Raw genomic sequence first — 18,800 nt, forward strand, 5'->3', positions numbered from 1 at the left:
AGCATAAAGCTAGCTAATGTGCTATACTAGTAAGGTTGATAATCTCAACCCTTGGTGCTTAGCTTCTTTCACCAAGCATATTTTACGCGGGAAACCGTTAAAGGAGAAAACATGAAAAAATTAACTGTTCGTGATGTGGCAGACATCGCTATTGTTGCTGCTATTTATGTAGTTTTGACTATTACGCCACCAATTAATGTTCTTAGTTTTGGGGTGTATCAGTTCCGTATTTCAGAAATGTTGAATTTCTTAGCATTTTACAACCCTAAATACATTTTCGGTGTGACAATTGGATGTATGATTGCTAATTTATTTAGTAGTTTTGGCCTAATAGATGTCTTTGTCGGTGGAGGTTCTACCCTAGTTTTCCTTAGTCTCGGTGTATGGCTCTTTGGAAAATACAGCAAAGATTACCTCTTTAACGGATTGATTCGAAAAGATCATTTCTTCTTTTCAATCCTCTTCTCCATTTCAATGATTACCATTGCAGCTGAACTTCATATCTTGACAGAAGCTCCCTTCTTTTTCACATGGTTTTCTACTGGAATTGGTGAGTTTGCATCACTTATCGTGGGAGCGATTTTGATTGGTAAACTGGGACAGCGAATCGATCTAACAAAATAAGAAGTTTATAAGCTAGATTCTTGCTAAATCTAGCTTTTTTCATTCCATAAAATTAAAAGAGAGCGCTTGACAAGAACATAGAACTATAGTATACTTTTTAGGTAAGCTGATTTAGCTCAGTTGGCAGAGCGCATCCATGGTAAGGATGAGGTCGCCGGTTCAATCCCGGCAATTAGCATTCGATAGACAGGAAAACTCTTGATATTCGAGAGTTTTTTTTATATTTCCCCCGCATTAGCCTTGACAAAGTCAGCAAAGCATAGTAGAATAAAACCTGCGATGAGTCGATAGGTAGTCTTTGGACTGCTATTGAGCATAAGGAGGTCATAACGCAGGAGCGGACCTTGATGAGTTGTGTGAACCTGCTCATCACATGAAGATGCCTCTTAGTCCTTAGTCAATGACTAGGGATTTTTAATTTTCAGAAAATATAACCCAAAAATGCTTTTCAATTTCTGGAAAAAGTAGTATAATACATCTATTATAGAAATTTTTAGAAAATTCCGAAAGAGGTTATTTATGGGATATACAGTTGCTGTAGTCGGCGCGACAGGTGCTGTCGGAGCTCAGATGATAAAAATGTTGGAAGAATCAACACTTCCAATCGATAAAATTCGTTACCTTGCTTCTGCACGTTCAGCGGGCAAGACTTTGAAATTTAAAGACCAAGATATTACGATTGAAGAAACGACTGAGACAGCTTTTGAGGGTGTTGATATTGCACTCTTCTCAGCAGGAGGTTCGACATCAGCTAAGTATGCACCATACGCAGTTCAAGCTGGAGCGGTAGTAGTGGATAACACATCTTATTTCCGTCAAAATCCAGATGTACCATTGGTTGTCCCAGAGGTCAATGCTCACGCACTTGATGCCCACAATGGGATCATCGCCTGCCCTAACTGTTCAACAATCCAAATGATGGTGGCTCTTGAGCCTGTTCGTCAAAAATGGGGCTTGGACCGTATCATAGTTTCAACTTATCAAGCAGTTTCAGGTGCTGGTATGGGAGCGATTCTTGAAACACAACGTGAACTTCGTGAAGTCTTGAATGACGGTGTGAACCCACGTGACTTGCATGCAGAAATCTTACCTTCAGGTGGTGATAAGAAACACTATCCTATCGCCTTTAACGCTCTTCCACAAATTGATGTTTTCACTGATAATGATTACACTTATGAAGAGATGAAGATGACCAAGGAAACGAAGAAAATCATGGAGGATGATAGCATCGCAGTGTCTGCAACATGTGTTCGTATTCCAGTTTTGTCAGCTCACTCTGAGTCTGTTTACATCGAAACAAAAGAAGTGGCGCCAATCGAAGAAGTCAAAGCAGCCATCGCAGCCTTCCCAGGTGCTGTTCTTGAGGATGACGTAGCGCATCAAATCTATCCGCAAGCCATCAATGCTGTCGGATCACGTGATACCTTTGTTGGTCGTATCCGTAAAGACTTGGATGCTGAAAAAGGAATCCACATGTGGGTTGTTTCAGATAACCTTCTCAAAGGTGCTGCTTGGAACTCAGTTCAAATTGCAGAAACGCTTCACGAACGTGGATTGGTTCATCCAACAGCTGAATTGAAATTTGAATTAAAATAGTCATATCGTTTAGGAGTTCAGATGAACTCCTTCTTTGAAATAGAGAGGTGTTTCTCATGTCTTATCAAGATTTAAAAGAGTGTAAAATCATCACGGCCTTTATTACCCCTTTCCATGAGGATGGTTCCATCAACTTTGACGCCATTCCAGCCTTGATTGAGCATTTATTGGCCCATCACACAGACGGCATTCTTCTAGCTGGTACGACTGCTGAGAGTCCGACTCTGACCCACGATGAAGAATTGGAACTCTTTGCGGCTGTACAAAAGATTGTCAATGGACGCGTTCCTTTGATTGCGGGTGTAGGTACCAATGATACGCGTGACTCGATCGAATTTGTCAAAGAAGTCGCAGAATTTGGCGGTTTCGCAGCCGGACTTGCGATCGTACCGTACTACAACAAACCTTCTCAAGAAGGCATGTATCAGCACTTTAAAGCGATTGCAGATGCTTCTGACTTGCCTATTATCATCTATAACATTCCAGGGCGTGTAGTTGTGGAATTAACTCCAGAAACCATGCTTCGTTTGGCTGATCATCCAAATATTATCGGTGTCAAAGAATGTACGAGCTTGGCCAATATGGCTTACTTGATTGAGCACAAACCAGAAGAGTTCTTGGTCTATACCGGTGAGGATGGAGATGCTTTCCATGCTATGAATCTTGGTGCAGATGGGGTTATTTCTGTTGCCTCTCATACAAATGGAGATGAAATGCACGAGATGTTGACTGCCATTGCAGAAAGCGATATGAAAAAAGCAGCAGCTATTCAACGTAAATTCATTCCTAAAGTCAATGCTCTCTTCTCTTATCCAAGTCCTGCTCCAGTTAAGGCTGTTCTTAACTATATGGGATTTGAAGCCGGACCAACTCGTTTGCCTCTAGTTCCAGCGCCAGAAGAAGATGCTAAACGCATTATCAAAGTTGTCGTAGATGGCGACTACGAAGCAACTAAGGCAACCGTAACAGGCGTCCTTAGACCAGATTACTAATAAAGATAATAAAATCCATGACCGCAAGAACGATCATGGATTTTGCTTATTTTCCTAAACAGAATTGGCTAAAGAGTTGGGTGATGAGTTCATCTGGAGCAGCATCCCCAGTGATTTCACCGAGAATTTCCCAAGTATGAGTCAAGTCAACTTGAAGCAAGTCAACTGGCATCCCCAGTTCCAGCCCTTCATTAACAGCTTGTAAGCTTTCAACGGCCTTTTCAATCAAGGAAATATGACGGGCATTTGACAAGTAAGTAGCATCTTGCTCGACCAAACCAGCATTTTCAAAGAAGAGGTCGTTAATACGCTCTTCAATCTTATCGATGTTTTGATTTTTAAGGACTGAAATACGGATGACATCTTCTGGTAGTTCAGAAGTTTCAATCGCTTCAGGAAGATCAGTTTTATTAAGTAGAATAATGCGGTTGGTATCCTGACTGATTTCTAAGAGTTGTCTGTCTTGTGCTGTTAGTGGTTCACTAGCATTTAGCACTAGTAGTACCAAGTCAGCTTCCTTGAGGGCTTTTCTCGAACGCTCAACACCGATTTGTTCCACGATATCATCTGTTTCCCGAATACCAGCTGTATCAATCAATTTGAGAGGTACACCATTGATGTTGACGTATTCTTCGATAACATCTCGTGTCGTACCAGCGATGTCTGTTACGATGGCCTTATCTTCACGTAGGAGGTTGTTTAGAAGACTGGATTTCCCAACGTTGGGACGACCGATGATGGCAGTTGAAATTCCCTCACGAAGGATTTTAGCACGACGAGCTGTTCTAAGGAGATTGGTTAACAATTGCTCAAACTCCATAGTTTTCTCACGAACAACAGCAGTAGTGGCTTCTTCAACATCGTCATACTCAGGATAGTCGATATTGACCTCTACTTGTGCAAGCGTATTGAGGATTTCTTGGCGGGTATTATTAATGAGGTCAGAAAGGGAGCCGTCCAATTGCTTAACTGCAATATTCATAGCCTTGTCTGTCTTGGCACGGATGATGTCCATCACCGCCTCAGCCTGTGTCAAGTCCACACGACCGTTTAAAAAGGCGCGCTTGGTAAATTCACCAGGTTCTGCCAACCGAGCTCCTTCACGGATCGCTAGTTGGAGAATTTCATTGGTTACCGCAATCCCACCGTGGGTGTTAATCTCGATAATATCCTCACGAGTGAAGGTTTTTGGAGATTTCATGGCTCCCACCATGACCTCGTCCATGACTTTACCAGTTAGAGGGTCAACGATGTGACCGTAGTTGAGAGTGTGGCTAACAACCTGTCTCAAGTCTTTTCCTTTAAAAATCTTTTGCGCAATAGCAAAACTTTCTGTTCCGCTCAGGCGGACAATACCAATAGCCCCTTCACCTAGTGGAGTAGAGATGGCAGCGATGGTATCAAATTCACGTGTAATCATAATGTTTCCTTTAATAAATAGCTCTTTTCTTGGAAATTTTTCCAAGTCTCTTTTCAAATTGTAACAAATTTGAACTATTTCTTCAATGGATGCTACTTGGAGATTGAAAAAGCCTAAGCAATTCTGCTTAAGCTAGCTTATTTGGTGCGCATTTCCCCTTGTGGGAAGTAAGTTCCTTCTGGCATGTCGTTGATGATGACATGGACAGCAGATTGAGGTGCTCCAGTGTTGCGAACAACAGCTTCTGTTATTTCCTTAGCAAGAGCTTTCTTTTGCTCGAGCGTGCGTCCTTCAAATAAATCGATGCGTACAAATGGCATAATAGCTTCCTCCACTAGTTTTTGATTTCTTCTATTTTACCACATTTTGCCGTTTAAAGCTTAAGAAAATTATGATATACTAGAATGTAGCAAAAATTTAGAAATGGACGTGAAGCAAGAAACATGGCACAGTTGTATTATCGTTATGGGACCATGAACTCTGGTAAGACGATTGAGATTCTCAAGGTGGCCTATAACTATGAGGAGCAAGGAAAAGGTGTTGTGATTATGACCTCGGCTCTGGATACGCGTGACGGTGTTGGCTATGTATCGAGTCGAATTGGCATGAAACGCCCTGCCATTGCGATTGAGGAGTCAACGGATATCTTCGGCTATATCCGAGATTTACCTGAGAAACCATACTGTGTTTTGGTCGATGAAGCCCAGTTTCTCAAACGTCATCATGTTTACGATCTAGCTCGTGTTGTGGACGAGTTAGATATACCCGTCATGGCTTTTGGTTTGAAAAATGACTTTCGCAATGAACTGTTCGAAGGTTCCAAATATCTATTGCTCTTAGCAGACAAGATTGAAGAAATCAAGACGATCTGTCAGTACTGTAAGAAAAAGGCGACTATGGTGTTGCGTACGCACGATGGTGTGCCAGTCTATGATGGCGAACAAATTCAAATCGGTGGCAATGAAACCTATATCTCAGTCTGCCGTAAACATTATTTTGCGCCAATGATAACATCTAACAAGGAGCACAACTATGACAATTGAACTAAGAGATGTTACAATGGAAAATTATTTTGATGTTTTGAATTTGGATGTCAAGGAATATCAAAAGCAATTCATTGCAACCAACGCAATTAGTTTAGCTGAAGCATATGTCTACACTAAAAATGGAGATTTTGTAGCTCCATTGGCAGTTTATGATAAGGATGCAATTATAGGTTTTGTGATGATAGCTTATGATAAAAAGATCGGAATTAGTAGTGGAAATTATTTACTATTTCGTTTTATGATTGATAAGAATTTTCAAAATCAAGGATATTTTAAACCAATTATGGATAAAGTGCTGGACTATGTTCGGACAGCGCCAGCAGGTTTAGGTAATAAACTTTGGTTGTCTTATGAACCAGAAAATGAACATGCAAGATCTTGTTACCTCAGTTATGGATTTAAAGAAACTGGGGAAATATTTGAGAACGAAGTAGTAGCAACCTATGATTTAACAATTGAGAAATAAGGAGAAAAAATGAACATCTATGATCAACTACAAGCTGTAGAAGACCGTTATGAAGAGTTAGGAGAATTGCTCAGTGACCCTGATGTGGTATCTGATACCAAACGTTTCATGGAATTGTCCAAAGAAGAGGCTTCCACTCGCGATACGGTAACAGCCTACCGTGAGTACAAACAAGTCCTTCAAAACATCGTCGATGCTGAAGAGATGATTAAGGAATCAGGTGGAGATGCGGACTTGGAGGAAATGGCTAAGCAAGAACTCAAAGATGCCAAGACTGAAAAAGAAGAGTATGAAGAAAAATTGAAAATCTTGCTCCTTCCTAAGGATCCAAACGATGATAAGAACATCATCCTTGAAATCCGTGGAGCTGCTGGTGGAGATGAAGCAGCGCTCTTCGCCGGGGATTTGCTAACTATGTACCAAAAGTATGCGGAAGCCCAAGGCTGGCGCTTTGAAGTCATGGAAGCCACTATGAATGGTGTCGGTGGATTCAAAGAAGTGGTTGCTATGGTTTCTGGTCAATCGGTATACTCTAAACTCAAGTATGAGTCTGGTGCTCACCGTGTGCAACGTGTCCCTGTGACAGAAAGCCAAGGTCGTGTCCATACATCAACTGCCACAGTTCTTGTCATGCCTGAAGTGGAAGAAGTAGAATACGATATTGATCCAAAAGACCTTCGTGTTGATATCTACCACGCATCTGGTGCTGGTGGACAGAACGTCAATAAGGTTGCGACTGCCGTTCGTATCGTTCACTTGCCAACCAATATCAAGGTTGAGATGCAGGAAGAACGTACTCAACAGAAGAACCGTGAGAAAGCCATGAAGATCATCCGTGCCCGTGTTGCTGACCATTTTACTCAGATTGCTCAAGATGAACAAGACGCTGAGCGTAAGTCAACTATCGGTACTGGTGACCGTTCAGAACGGATCCGTACGTATAACTTCCCACAAAACCGAGTCACAGACCATCGTATTGGCTTGACCCTCCAAAAACTAGATACCATTTTATCTGGTAAATTGGATGAAGTTGTGGATGCCTTGGTTCTTTATGACCAAACACAAAAATTAGAAGAATTAAACAAATAATGAAATTAGCTCAATTATTTTCAGATTTTGAAGAAGAGTTGATGAGACAAGGAGAGGAAGCAGAAAGCCTCTCTTTTGTCTACCGTAGCCTAAAAAATCTCTCTTTTACAGACTTTGTCTTTGCCCTCCAGCAAGAGGTAACAGAGGAAGAAACACAATTTGTAGAAGAAATTTTCCAGCAGTTAGCGTCTCATAAACCAGCTCAGTATATCATTGGTAACGCAGATTTCTTTGGGATGCAGTTAAAGGTGGATGAGCGTGTTTTGATTCCTCGCCCAGAAACAGAAGAGTTGGTAGAACTTATCCTGTCCGAAAATCCTGAAGAAAATCTTAAGATCCTAGATATCGGGACTGGAAGTGGTGCCATAGCCCTTGGATTAGCTAAAAACAGATCAGATTGGTCAGTGACAGCAGCAGATATTTCCCAAGACGCTTTGAAGCTTGCATCAGAGAATGCTAGAAATCAAAATCTTAATATATTTTTTAAAAAATCTGATTGTTTTGCAGAAATTTCTGAAAAATATGATATAATTGTATCCAATCCACCCTATATCTCTCGTGAAGATGAGTCAGAGGTCGGTTTGAATGTTTTGCATTCGGAGCCTCATCTAGCTCTCTTTGCAGATGAGGATGGCCTAGCTATTTATCGCAGAATTGCGGAAGATGCAAAAGACTATCTCACAGATGGTGGTAAGATTTACCTTGAAATTGGATACAAGCAAGGTCAAAGTGTTCCTGCGCTTTTTAGGAAATATCTTCCTGAAAAACGAGTACGAACACTCAAGGACCAATTTGGTCAAGATAGGATGGTTGTAGTTGATGATGGACAGGATTAGACAAGAGTTGGAAAAGGGCGGAGCTGTTGTTCTACCAACCGAGACAGTTTATGGTCTCTTTGCTAAGGCCTTAGATGAAAAAGCTGTCGACCATATTTACCAACTCAAACGTCGTCCTAGAGACAAGGCGCTCAATCTTAATGTCGCTTCTCTAGAGGACATCTTGCACTTTTCAAAGAATCAGCCAACTTATCTACAAAAGCTTGTAGAGACCTTTTTACCAGGTCCCTTGACCATTATCCTTGAAGCAAATGACAGAGTTCCCTTTTGGGTCAATTCCGGTCTTGCTACGGTTGGATTTCGGATGCCGAGTCACCCCATTACACTTGATTTGATTAGAGAGACAGGTCCCTTGATTGGGCCGTCTGCCAATATCTCAGGTCAGGCAAGTGGAGTGACCTTTGCTCAAATTCTAGAGGATTTTGACCATGAGGTTTTAGGTCTGGAGGACGACGCTTTTCTAACTGGACAGGATTCGACTATTTTGGATTTGTCTGGAGACAAGGTGAAAATTTTACGCCAAGGAGCAATTAAGCGAGAAGACATTCTTGCACAGTTGCCAGAGATTTCTTTTGAGGAGGAATGAGATGCTAAGAGATTTGCAAGAAACAGATGTGAATGCTATATGTGAGATTAACCAAGAGGCCTTGGGTTATTCTTTTAGTCCAGAGGACACAGCTAGTCAACTAGCTAAATTATCTCAGGATTCCCATCATTTCCTACTTGGCTATGAGGATGAAGTCAGCCGTGTCCTACTTGGATATGTCCATGCTGAAGTTTATGAATCCCTCTATTCCAAAGCAGGCTTTAATATATTAGGCTTAGCGGTTTCGCCTCAAGCGCAAGGGCAAGGTATCGGTAAAAGCTTACTACAAGGGTTGGAAGACGAAGCAAAAAGACGTGGTTATGAGTTTATCCGCTTAAACTCTGCCGATCACCGTCTGGGTGCTCATGCATTTTATGAAAAAGTTGGTTATACTTGTGATAAAGTGCAGAAACGGTTTATTCGCATCTTTTAGTTTATTTTCTTTCTTGTAAAAACAAACTAAAGGACCAGTCACACTACAAAGGAGAAGACCTATGATTTTTGACAAAGATGATTTTAAAGCATACGATGCTGATCTATGGAATGCTATTGCCAAAGAAGAAGAACGCCAACAAAACAACATTGAGTTGATTGCTTCGGAAAACGTGGTTTCCAAGGCTGTTATGGCAGCTCAAGGGTCTATCTTGACAAACAAATATGCCGAGGGTTACCCAGGACGCCGTTATTATGGTGGAACTGATGTAGTAGACGTGGTAGAAACTCTAGCGATTGAACGTGCAAAAGAAATTTTCGGTGCTAAATTCGCTAATGTCCAACCTCACTCAGGAAGCCAAGCCAACTGTGCTGCTTATATGGCCTTGATTGAGCCAGGTGATACCGTTATGGGGATGGATTTGGCAGCAGGTGGACACTTGACCCACGGAGCTCCAGTTAGCTTCTCTGGTCAAACCTACAACTTTGTTTCTTATAGTGTGGATCCTGAAACAGAACTCTTGGACTTTGATGCTATCTTGAAACAAGCCCAAGAAGTAAAACCAAAACTAATTGTAGCGGGTGCTTCAGCCTATTCTCAAATTATCGACTTCTCAAAATTCCGTGAAATCGCTGATGCCGTTGGGGCTAAGCTTATGGTCGATATGGCCCATATCGCTGGTTTGGTGGCAGCCGGACTTCACCCAAGCCCAGTGCCATACGCTCATATCACTACAACAACGACCCACAAAACCCTTCGTGGACCGCGTGGTGGTTTGATTTTGACAAATGATGAGGACCTAGCTAAGAAAATCAACTCAGCTATTTTCCCAGGTATTCAGGGTGGTCCTTTAGAGCATGTTGTGGCGGCTAAGGCGGTTTCCTTCAAAGAAGTTTTGGATCCAGCTTTTAAAGAATATGCAGCTAATGTGATCAAGAACAGCAAGGCTATGGCAAATGTCTTCTTGCAAGACCCTGATTTCCGAATCATTTCTGGAGGAACTGAAAATCACCTTTTCCTAGTTGATGTAACCAAGGTTGTAGAAAACGGAAAAGTTGCTCAAAACTTGCTAGATGAAGTCAATATTACCCTAAATAAAAACTCAATCCCTTACGAAACCTTATCACCATTTAAGACAAGTGGGATTCGTATCGGAGCAGCAGCCATTACTGCACGTGGATTTGGTGAAGAAGAAAGCCGTAAAGTAGCTAAACTCATCATTAAAACCCTTAAGAATGCAGAAAATGAAGCTGTCTTAGAAGAAGTGAGAAGTGAAGTCAAAGCGTTGACAGATGCCTTCCCATTATACGAGGACTAAAACTTTTATGGACATTTATATTAAGAAAGCCATTATCCATCAGTTTAGCCCGGATGATACCGAGCTGTTCCTAGCGGATAAGTTTCTCAATATCACTCCAAAAATCGAAGAATACCTACGTAAAAAAATTGAACGTGTGTATTCAGATGAAGCTAAGACTGGGATTTTCGAAGAAGAAAATCCCTTCTTCAATCACATCACTGACGATTTGTTGGAGACATCAGTAACACTGGCTAATCTCTGGAAAGAAGAGTTCAGCATTTCTGAAAATCTCAAGACCAATGACTTGATTTTTGTGCAATTTTCTAAAGAAGGTGTAGAGCATTTCGCTTTCTTGCGAATTGCCTTGCGGGAAACCTTGACCCACCTCGGTGGGGAAGTTGATAATCCAATCAAGCTGACTCAGAATAACCTGCCTGGATTTGGAACGGGTGCTGACGAGGCCTTGGTGGTCAATCTTCAAAGTCGCAAGTACCATCTCATCGAAAAACGAATCAAGTACAATGGAACTTTCTTGAATTATTTTTCAGATAATCTCCTAGCTGTAGCCCCTAAGATTTCACCAAAGAAATCCATCAAGGAACTGGAAAAAACGGCCCAGAGAATTGCAGAGTCCTTTAACACCGATGATTTTCAATTTCAATCCAAGGTCAAATCAGCGATTTTCAACAATCTTGAAGAAAGCAATGAACTGTCACCTGAAAAATTGGCTAATGACCTTTTTGACAACAATCTGACAGCTCGTTTGAACTTTATTGATCAAGTTAAGGAAGCCGTACCAGAACCAGTCCAGTTTGATGAAATTGATGCCAGTCGTCAGCTCAAGAAATTTGAAAATCAAAAACTCTCCTTGTCAAATGGAATCGAGCTCATCGTTCCCAATAACGTCTATCAAGACGCAGAATCTGTCGAGTTTATCCAAAATGACAATGGAACCTATTCTATCTTAATCAAAAATATCGAGGATATTCAAAGTAAATAATGTTTAAATTTATAAGAAGAGTGCTTGTGCTAGCAGTCTTCCTTTTAGCAGGATACAAAGCTTATCATATCCATCAGGATGTTAAACAAGTCATGACCTACCAACCCATGGTTCGAGAAATCTTGAGCGAAAGAGATACTCCAGCCAATGAAGAGTTGGTGCTCGCCATGATTTATACCGAAACGAAGGGAAAAGAGCGGGATGTCATGCAGTCTAGTGAGTCTGCTAGTGGCGCTACCAATACCATCAATGACGATGCCTCTAGTATTCGCCAAGGGATACAAACACTAACAGATAACCTCTATTTGGCACAGAGCAAAGGAGTAGATGTCTGGACCGCCGTTCAAGCCTATAATTTTGGACCTGCCTATATCGACTTTATCGCTCAAAATGGCAAGGAAAATACTCTGGCATTAGCCAAGCGTTACTCCCGAGAAACGGTCGCTCCAATCCTTGGTAATACTACAGGGAAGACCTACACCTATATTAACCCTATTTCTATCTTTCACGGTGCCGAACTCTATGAAAATGGTGGAAATTATTACTACTCGAGACAGGTTCGCTTTAATCTCTATATCATGAAATTCTTTAATTTCTTCTAAACATCTGGTTTAACCAGGTGTTTTTCACTATAAGTTTTCTTTAAGATTGTTTTATTACCCTAGAAAGGTAAAGGAGGGAATACCCCATGAGAAAGAAATTCTTTCTAACAAGTGCTGCAATATTGTGGGCTGCAACAGCTATGACGAGTGTCCACGCAGCAACAGATGTTCAAAAAGTAATCGATGAAACCTATGTACAACCCGAATATGTCCTAGGTTCTTCTCTATCTGAAGACCAGAAAAATCAAACTCTTAGCAAACTTGGCTATGACGCATCAAAAGACACCAAAGATATCAAAACTATGACACCTGATATCTATTCGAAAATTATGAATGTGGCTAATGATGCTAGTCTACAGCTCTATTCTTCAGCTAAGATTCAAAAGCTAGGAGATAAGTCGCCTCTAGAGGTCAAGATTGAAACGCCTGAAAATATCACCAAGGTGACGCAGGATATGTACCGTAACGCAGCAGTGACGCTGGGAGTGGAGCATGCCAAAATCACAGTTGCAGCTCCTATTCCAGTTACAGGTGAGAGCGCCCTTGCAGGGATTTACTACTCGTTAGAGGCCAATGGTGCTAAAGTACCGCAAGCCAATAAAGACTTGGCCCAAGAGGAGCTAAAAGCCTTATCAGATATCAATGCTGAAAACAAGGACAAGTCAGGCTACGATGCCAATAAACTCAATGTCGCTTTGGCAGATATCAAGGCAGGAATCGCAAAGGCAAAAGAAGCCAAAGGCAATCTGACAGAAGAAGATGTTCGCAAAATTGTAGAAGACACACTAAAAAACTACAAACTCGATCAGGTTATAACAGGAAACCAGGTCAATATCATCATCAATTTTGCACTCAACCTTTCAAAGAGTGACATTTTGAACAATGCTGATTTCACTAAAACCCTAAATGACCTCAAGGAAAGTATTGTTTCCCAAGCTGGAGATAGTTTTAAAAATATCAATCTCAACTTTGATGCCAATAAAGCGCTGGAAGACGGGGGCAACTTCTTTAGCTCCCTTTGGCAAGCCATTGTCAACTTCTTCAAGAGTTTTGGTGCTTAGGTCATTTCATGATATAATAGATGGTAACAGAAATGTTGCCGTCTTTTTTTGTCGGCCGATAGAAAGTGAAGAATATGTTAAAGAAAAATGATATTGTAGAAGTTGAAATTGTTGATTTGACCCATGAAGGGGCAGGAGTTGCCAAGGTAGAAGGCTTGGTCTTTTTTGTAGAGAATGTTCTTCCGACTGAGAAAATTCTTATGCGTGTCCTTAAAGTCAATAAAAAAATTGGCTTTGGGAAAGTTGAAGAATACCTTGTTCAATCACCTCATCGTAACCAAGATTTAGATTTGGCTTACCTGCGTTCAGGAATTGCTGACTTGGGGCATCTTGCCTACCCAGAACAGCTCAAGTTTAAAACCAAGCAAGTCAAAGACAGTCTCTACAAAATTGCTGGCATTAGAGATGTAGAGGTCGCTGAAACGCTGGGTATGGAACATCCAGTCAAGTACCGAAATAAGGCACAGGTGCCCGTTCGTCGAGTGAATGGTGTCTTGGAAACAGGTTTTTTCCGTAAAAATTCGCATGATCTCATGCCACTGGAAGATTTCTTTATCCAAGATCCTATGATTGATGAGGTAGTAGTGGCCCTACGCGACTTGCTCCGTCGTTATGATTTGAAACCTTATGATGAAAAGGAACAGTCTGGCTTGATTCGAAACCTCGTTGTGCGTCGTGGGCACTATTCAGGACAAATCATGGTCATTTTGGTAACCACTCGTCCGAAAGTTTTCCGTGTTGACCAATTGATCGAACAACTAATCAAGCAATTTCCAGAGATTGTCTCTGTCGTGCAAAATATCAACGACCAGAATACCAATGCTATTTTCGGTAAGGACTGGCGAACACTTTATGGTCAAGACTACATTACCGACCAAATGTTGGGAAATGACTTCCAAATATCTGGACCAGCCTTCTATCAGGTCAATACAGAAATGGCTGAGAAACTCTATCAAACAGCCATTGACTTTGCAGAGTTAAAAGGAGATGATGTGGTGATTGATGCTTACTCAGGAATTGGAACGATTGGATTGTCTGTTGCGAAACATGTAAAGGAAGTCTACGGTGTTGAAGTGATTCCAGAAGCCGTGGAGAATAGCCAGAAAAATGCTAGTATAAATGGCATCACTAATGCCCACTATGTATGTGATACAGCTGAAAATGCTATGAAGAATTGGCTCAAGGAAGGTATCCAACCAACCGCTATCCTAGTCGACCCACCAAGAAAAGGCCTCACAGAAAGCTTTATCAAGGCAGGTAGTCAAACAGGAGCAGACCGCATTGCCTATATCTCCTGCAATGTTGCAACCATGGCGCGTGATATCAAACTCTACCAAGAGTTGGGCTATGAATTGAAGAAAATCCAGCCGGTGGATCTATTTCCTCAAACGCACCATATCGAGGTTGTAGGACTGCTGGAGAGAAAGGGATAAAGCCCACCGTTTCAGGGTTTACAAAAGACTTGATATTCGGTTTTTTTTGAATTTTTGAGTGAAGTATAAATCTAACAGTCTAAAGTGATGTAGTAGGATTGGTAGTGGTAAAGTATGAAATTTATTCCCACATACGCAGAGGGGGTGCAAAATGTTCCAGCAGGTAGGGTGTCTGTGGGAATTGTTTTGCACCCCCTTTTTTTGATATCACCAAGATGGTCGATGGAAGTAGGAGTTCAGTAATTGATACAATAGTCTACAATGAAATGCTTTATAACCTAGTATTTCTATATTGAAAGATGTGACATGCTTGATTGCATACATCAAATAGTGGGAAGTATTCAATCGATTTATAAAGTTGAATCAAAATTCTAAAAAACACTTGCAATTTGACGAGTTTGTGATACAATATTGACTATAAGGTTATCGGGAAGATGACCAAGTCAAAAAAGGAGAATAATGATATGCCAGCAATTTCGTTGACCCCAGAACAGTTAAAGTCTGAAGCACAAACTTATACCAATGCTTCTGAACAATTGAAAGATGCCATTAACAAAGTTTCAGGCGCAAATGGTCGTCTTCAAGGACAATGGCAGGGTGCGGCTTTCCAATCTTACTTGGAACAATTCCAACAATTATCAGTAAGCGTAACTCAAATGGAACAACTTCTTGAAAGTATCCATGCACAATTGAATCAATACGCAGATACTGTTGCTGATCGTGACCGTCAGGATGCAACTTCATTTGGTTTGAATTAATCATCGGTGAACGGTGCTTCGAAAGGGGCGTCGTTTTTTGCTAGTTATAAGTGGAAAAGGGAATAATGAATAGTCCTCATAAAGAAAAACGATACTTAAAAATTTTAACTGCAGTAGCATGCGTATCCCTGTTATCAGGTTCTCTTGTTTATTTTGCATTAAAGGATCAGAGCCTTCACTATTCAAGTGAGATCAAGCAAACTGCTAAGGTTCAATATGCGCTTGTGAATGAAGATAAAGGTGCAAGGTTTGAAAATACTGATTATAATTTAGGCTCGGATTTTGTCACTTTAATTAATCAGGATACAGAGAATAACTGGGAGACAACTAATCGTAGCGTGGCTGAAGCAGGATTGAAGTCTGGTCAGTTTGATGCAGTTATTACTCTTCCGTCAGACTTTTCTGAGAAATTGTTGAGCTTAGAGAGTGTTTCTCCAGAAAAAGCCACTGTTTCTTACCAGATTCGCGAAGGGCAAAACGAACAAGCTAATCAGGCTGTCCACAGTCAAGTTAATACAGTCTTACAAGGATTTAACCAACGGGTGGTTCGGATGTATTTTTCGAGCATCATTCGGAATCTTTCAGATGCACAGACGAATGTGAATCAGATGGCATCTACAGAGTTGTCTCAAAATACGTTCATCATTTCAAATATTCAAGCTCCATTTTCGACCCTACCAGATTCATTTAGAAGTACTCAATCCATTGCAAATAGTCTGAAGACGGATAATGAACTCTTTAAGACCCAACAAGAAGCTTTTGTTAAATCAGTCGCAAGCAGCATGGAAGCGAACAACAACTCTTTAGATGTTTCTGGGAAAGCCCTTGAGTCTACAACAAACTCTGTGAATGAGTTTTCAAAAGAAGCTAATACTCGTCTTGAAAAGTCAACCGACCAATATAAGGAGCAATCTGAAAAAGATAAGGCTACCTTGGAAAAACAATGGACAGATGATCAGAAACATTATTTTGACTTGTATAATGCCCTTTACACTGTCGGGAATGCTAAATTAAAAGAATTGCAGTCTTCCGATACGGCAACCGGTTCCTTTATGGCAGATTTCAAGGCTAAGGCGGGGGAGTATAAAACTGCACAAAGTAAGGTCAAGGGGAACTTAGAGGCACAAATCACTTCTTTAGAAAAAGAAGTAGCGGAGCTTAGAGCACTCAGGGAGACCATTGCAGAGACTTATTATGGCTCTAAGGATTTAAGTGATCAGACAGCTACTGATAAAGATATTCGCTCGGCTATTTTGAACTTAATGACGAAGCCAGAAAATCGAAGCAAACTCCCTAAGCAGTATATTGAGGCAATTGCTAGTCACTTACCGATGATTTCATCTGGAGATTTGAGTGCTCTCATTGCTAAATTAGAGCAAGATAAATTGATCTCATCAGATGAGGCTACAACTTATCGTAATGCACTGAAAATTGTGTCTAACTACAGTAGCGAGTTGGGTGGCTCTTTAGGACAAAATACAACCTTTAAGTATCTGTCCTCAGCGGCTACTGTTACTAGTCCAGTGACCTATCCCATTCACCAAACTCTAGAATTTGATCCGTCAACTGGTAGTCAGACAGTCCAATTGAACATCGATGATGCAAAGATGGGGAATCTTGAACTGGAAGGTGTGACGAAAGATTCAATTGAAGCCTCTATCCGTCAACAGTTAAAAGATACAGGCTATCATGTGACAGCTGCAGTATCAGGAAATACAATTCAAGTCACATTTGTCAATGAAAGAACGGCGTCAACTACTCCTGTCGTCTCTTCGGGCTCAGGGGGATCAAGTACTTCAAATGCGGGTGCAAGTGATGCAGCAACATCTACAAATTCCACTTCTACAAGTGAAAGAACGGCAGCAACGCCAACTACTTCATCAGAAGTCAGTCAACCAAGCTATGCGACACTTCCTAAAAAGGTGAGTGTCACGATTAGTGGTCAGATAAAGTGGAATTTATCTGATGATGTGAAAAAGAATTCCTATAACCAAGTAGGTTATAGTTGGACAGATGGAAGTTCAGTTCAAGCTAGTGCTCAATTATCTGTCTTTAATGGTAAGTATGACACTTTGGCTGAGGATTTACCTGCGATTCTGAAAAACTTCCAAAACCTAGACCTTACTGCCCAACAAATCGTTACTTTATTTGCATCACCAGGGGCAAGTTTAGATATCAATCAATTTGCAGGCACGCTATCAAGTGGTACTCTCGTACAAAAGGCTAGTCCAGATTCTGTATATAGTCTCTACAATAATCTAACTGACGATGAACGGGCTTCAGAAATATCGGATGTTTTAGTTACGAAGTATCGACTTGCAGGAGATAATTTATACAAACAGGTAGATCAGCAATTAAAGGATGTGACAGATATTCTAGGTGAAAAAGAGAATCCTAAAGAAGGCACCCTTCATCAAGTGTATCAGTCTCTCCCAGACTCAGATTTGCTTGTTAAGCAAGCTTCTGCCTTAAATACCTGGTATGGGGAAATGCAGAAGGTCTTAGATGAGGCTCATAATCAGTGGAAAGATTCTGAGAAACTTGCTTATGAATCAGTTGTCAATGATCAAAATCCACAACCAGAGAAGATGAATACCTCTAAGCTGGAAGAAGATGTGAAGTCACTTTTGTCTCAATACGATAGCTTACGAGATAGTTCTAAAAAAGCTGCACAAGCTACAGCTGATGGAGCTGCTCAGGTACGAGATATCTCACCACAAATCCAACAGTTAAACGAGACAACAGAGTCGGTTCAAAAGTCTGCAGATGGTGTTCTTTCCAGTCTGAATCAGAGTGTGAAGGAAACAAGTGGTACAGTTGAGAAAAATACCTCTTATGCAGAACAGTTTGGAAAGGTGCTTGCCAATGCGAAAAGTGGAGGTGCTGATAACAAGCAAGTGTTTAATTTCTTATCCGATCCAATTACTACAAAAGTTACAGAAGGTAAGACACAGGCAGCTAGTCACATTTCCATCATCCCCTATTATATGACCTTGTTGTTATCGGTTATTTCTTTTGTGATAGCTATGACGATCGGACGCTTTGTTAAAGATAGACAGGAAAGGGAAGAAACTGATCTTTTGACAACGAAAAAGTGGGACTTGAAACTTCAAAGTTTCTTACCGACAATCATAACAGTTGCTGTTGGTTCGATTTTGTTTTCAGGAGTTACAATAGGAGTAGCAACAGCAGCCAATGGATTCTTATGGTTCATTTATAGCTTTATGTTAATGGCAAGTTTGATTTTGATGCTATCTTACGGCTTGAAGAAAGCTCCGTATCCGACTTATATTGTATCCGCATCCCTCTTAGGTTTTTATCTCCTACTAACTCCTATTTTGGGAGTAGCAACTCAATCAGGAAGTTTCCTTAATTTCTTATATCGAATGTCTCCGTTACAAAATATTGAAAATGGCTTTAGTTATCTCTTGGTTGGTGGTAGCTTAAGCATTGTAACGATTCTTCTACTCTTATTATTTGTAGGAATCGGAGTTAGTCTTAATCTCTTTACAAGAAAGAAATAATCAAGGTAAGGATCCGTAAGGATCCTTTTTGTCT

At 40.9% G+C, this 18,800-nt stretch carries 18 protein-coding genes, 1 tRNA gene and 1 riboswitch; of the genes, 17 read left to right on the top strand and 2 right to left on the bottom strand.

The genetic code is table 11. The annotated features are described in order from the left end of the window. The first annotated feature begins 17 nt into the window (after positions 1–17). Positions 18–114: riboswitch (PreQ1 riboswitch) on the top strand. The 4 genes from NMM25_RS04420 (at position 112) to dapA (ending at position 3,212) form a co-directional block, all read left to right on the top strand. Continuing rightward, positions 112–624, top strand: a complete 513-nt coding sequence (locus NMM25_RS04420) for a QueT transporter family protein (RefSeq protein WP_254736075.1) — start codon at positions 112–114, stop codon at positions 622–624. (Overlaps the previous riboswitch by 3 nt.) 105 nt (positions 625–729) lie before the next feature. Beyond that, positions 730–802, top strand: a tRNA-Thr gene (locus NMM25_RS04425). Between the two features lie 341 nt (positions 803–1,143). Next, the gene (locus NMM25_RS04430; protein ID WP_254736076.1) at positions 1,144–2,220 is read left to right on the top strand and encodes an aspartate-semialdehyde dehydrogenase; all 1,077 of its coding nucleotides are present in this window, start codon (positions 1,144–1,146) and stop codon (positions 2,218–2,220) included. A 56-nt stretch (positions 2,221–2,276) separates the two neighbouring features. Continuing rightward, complete coding sequence (dapA, locus tag NMM25_RS04435) at positions 2,277–3,212, top strand: 4-hydroxy-tetrahydrodipicolinate synthase (protein ID WP_000121610.1); 936 nt, start codon at positions 2,277–2,279, stop codon at positions 3,210–3,212. Between the two features lie 46 nt (positions 3,213–3,258). On the opposite strand, the gene mnmE is transcribed toward dapA, so the two are convergent. Together mnmE and NMM25_RS04445 are read right to left on the bottom strand one after the other, a co-directional pair. After that, complete coding sequence (gene mnmE / locus NMM25_RS04440) at positions 3,259–4,632, bottom strand: tRNA uridine-5-carboxymethylaminomethyl(34) synthesis GTPase MnmE (RefSeq protein WP_254736077.1); 1,374 nt, start codon at positions 4,630–4,632, stop codon at positions 3,259–3,261. A gap of 137 nt (positions 4,633–4,769) precedes the next feature. Beyond that, positions 4,770–4,952: a 4-oxalocrotonate tautomerase gene (locus NMM25_RS04445; protein ID WP_001117395.1), complete on the bottom strand. Its 183-nt coding sequence runs from the start codon at positions 4,950–4,952 to the stop codon at positions 4,770–4,772. Between the two features lie 123 nt (positions 4,953–5,075). Between NMM25_RS04445 and NMM25_RS04450 the strand changes: the two genes are divergently transcribed. The 13 genes from NMM25_RS04450 to esaA all read left to right on the top strand — a co-directional run bounded on the left by NMM25_RS04450 (position 5,076) and on the right by esaA (position 18,766). Then, on the top strand, positions 5,076–5,675 hold the full coding sequence (locus tag NMM25_RS04450; RefSeq protein WP_254736078.1) for a thymidine kinase: 600 nt from the start codon (positions 5,076–5,078) through the stop codon (positions 5,673–5,675). Continuing rightward, positions 5,665–6,144 carry a GNAT family N-acetyltransferase gene (locus tag NMM25_RS04455; protein WP_254736079.1) on the top strand — a complete coding sequence of 160 codons (480 nt, stop codon included), beginning with the start codon at positions 5,665–5,667 and terminating at the stop codon, positions 6,142–6,144. The genes NMM25_RS04450 and NMM25_RS04455 overlap by 11 nt, the downstream gene beginning before the upstream one ends. Before the next feature lie 9 nt (positions 6,145–6,153). After that, complete coding sequence (gene prfA / locus NMM25_RS04460) at positions 6,154–7,233, top strand: peptide chain release factor 1 (RefSeq protein ID WP_254736080.1); 1,080 nt, start codon at positions 6,154–6,156, stop codon at positions 7,231–7,233. Beyond that, the gene (gene prmC / locus NMM25_RS04465) at positions 7,233–8,069 is read left to right on the top strand and encodes a peptide chain release factor N(5)-glutamine methyltransferase (RefSeq protein ID WP_254736081.1); all 837 of its coding nucleotides are present in this window, start codon (positions 7,233–7,235) and stop codon (positions 8,067–8,069) included. Before prfA ends, prmC begins: the two co-directional genes overlap by 1 nt. Next, entirely contained in the window at positions 8,053–8,655 is a 603-nt protein-coding gene (locus NMM25_RS04470; protein ID WP_254736082.1) for an L-threonylcarbamoyladenylate synthase, read from the top strand. Before prmC ends, NMM25_RS04470 begins: the two co-directional genes overlap by 17 nt. 1 nt (position 8,656) lies before the next feature. Further along, complete coding sequence (locus tag NMM25_RS04475) at positions 8,657–9,088, top strand: GNAT family N-acetyltransferase (protein ID WP_254736083.1); 432 nt, start codon at positions 8,657–8,659, stop codon at positions 9,086–9,088. 61 nt (positions 9,089–9,149) lie between these two features. Further along, on the top strand, positions 9,150–10,406 hold the full coding sequence (glyA, locus tag NMM25_RS04480) for a serine hydroxymethyltransferase (protein ID WP_254736084.1): 1,257 nt from the start codon (positions 9,150–9,152) through the stop codon (positions 10,404–10,406). A gap of 7 nt (positions 10,407–10,413) precedes the next feature. Further along, entirely contained in the window at positions 10,414–11,388 is a 975-nt protein-coding gene (locus NMM25_RS04485; RefSeq protein ID WP_254736085.1) for a nucleoid-associated protein, read from the top strand. After that, positions 11,388–11,990 carry a lysozyme family protein gene (locus tag NMM25_RS04490; RefSeq protein WP_002874542.1) on the top strand — a complete coding sequence of 201 codons (603 nt, stop codon included), beginning with the start codon at positions 11,388–11,390 and terminating at the stop codon, positions 11,988–11,990. Before NMM25_RS04485 ends, NMM25_RS04490 begins: the two co-directional genes overlap by 1 nt. Positions 11,991–12,076: 86 nt before the next feature. Further along, positions 12,077–13,051: a DUF1002 domain-containing protein gene (locus tag NMM25_RS04495; protein WP_001227373.1), complete on the top strand. Its 975-nt coding sequence runs from the start codon at positions 12,077–12,079 to the stop codon at positions 13,049–13,051. 74 nt (positions 13,052–13,125) lie between these two features. Next, complete coding sequence (rlmD, locus tag NMM25_RS04500) at positions 13,126–14,484, top strand: 23S rRNA (uracil(1939)-C(5))-methyltransferase RlmD (RefSeq protein ID WP_254736086.1); 1,359 nt, start codon at positions 13,126–13,128, stop codon at positions 14,482–14,484. 464 nt (positions 14,485–14,948) lie between these two features. Beyond that, positions 14,949–15,242, top strand: a complete 294-nt coding sequence (locus tag NMM25_RS04505; protein ID WP_001110967.1) for a WXG100 family type VII secretion target — start codon at positions 14,949–14,951, stop codon at positions 15,240–15,242. 65 nt (positions 15,243–15,307) lie between these two features. Further along, the gene (esaA, locus tag NMM25_RS04510) at positions 15,308–18,766 is read left to right on the top strand and encodes a type VII secretion protein EsaA (RefSeq protein WP_254736087.1); all 3,459 of its coding nucleotides are present in this window, start codon (positions 15,308–15,310) and stop codon (positions 18,764–18,766) included. Positions 18,767–18,800: the final 34 nt, after the last annotated feature.

The organism is Streptococcus sp. CF10-1, from assembly GCF_024295825.1.
Lineage (GTDB): Bacteria > Bacillota > Bacilli > Lactobacillales > Streptococcaceae > Streptococcus.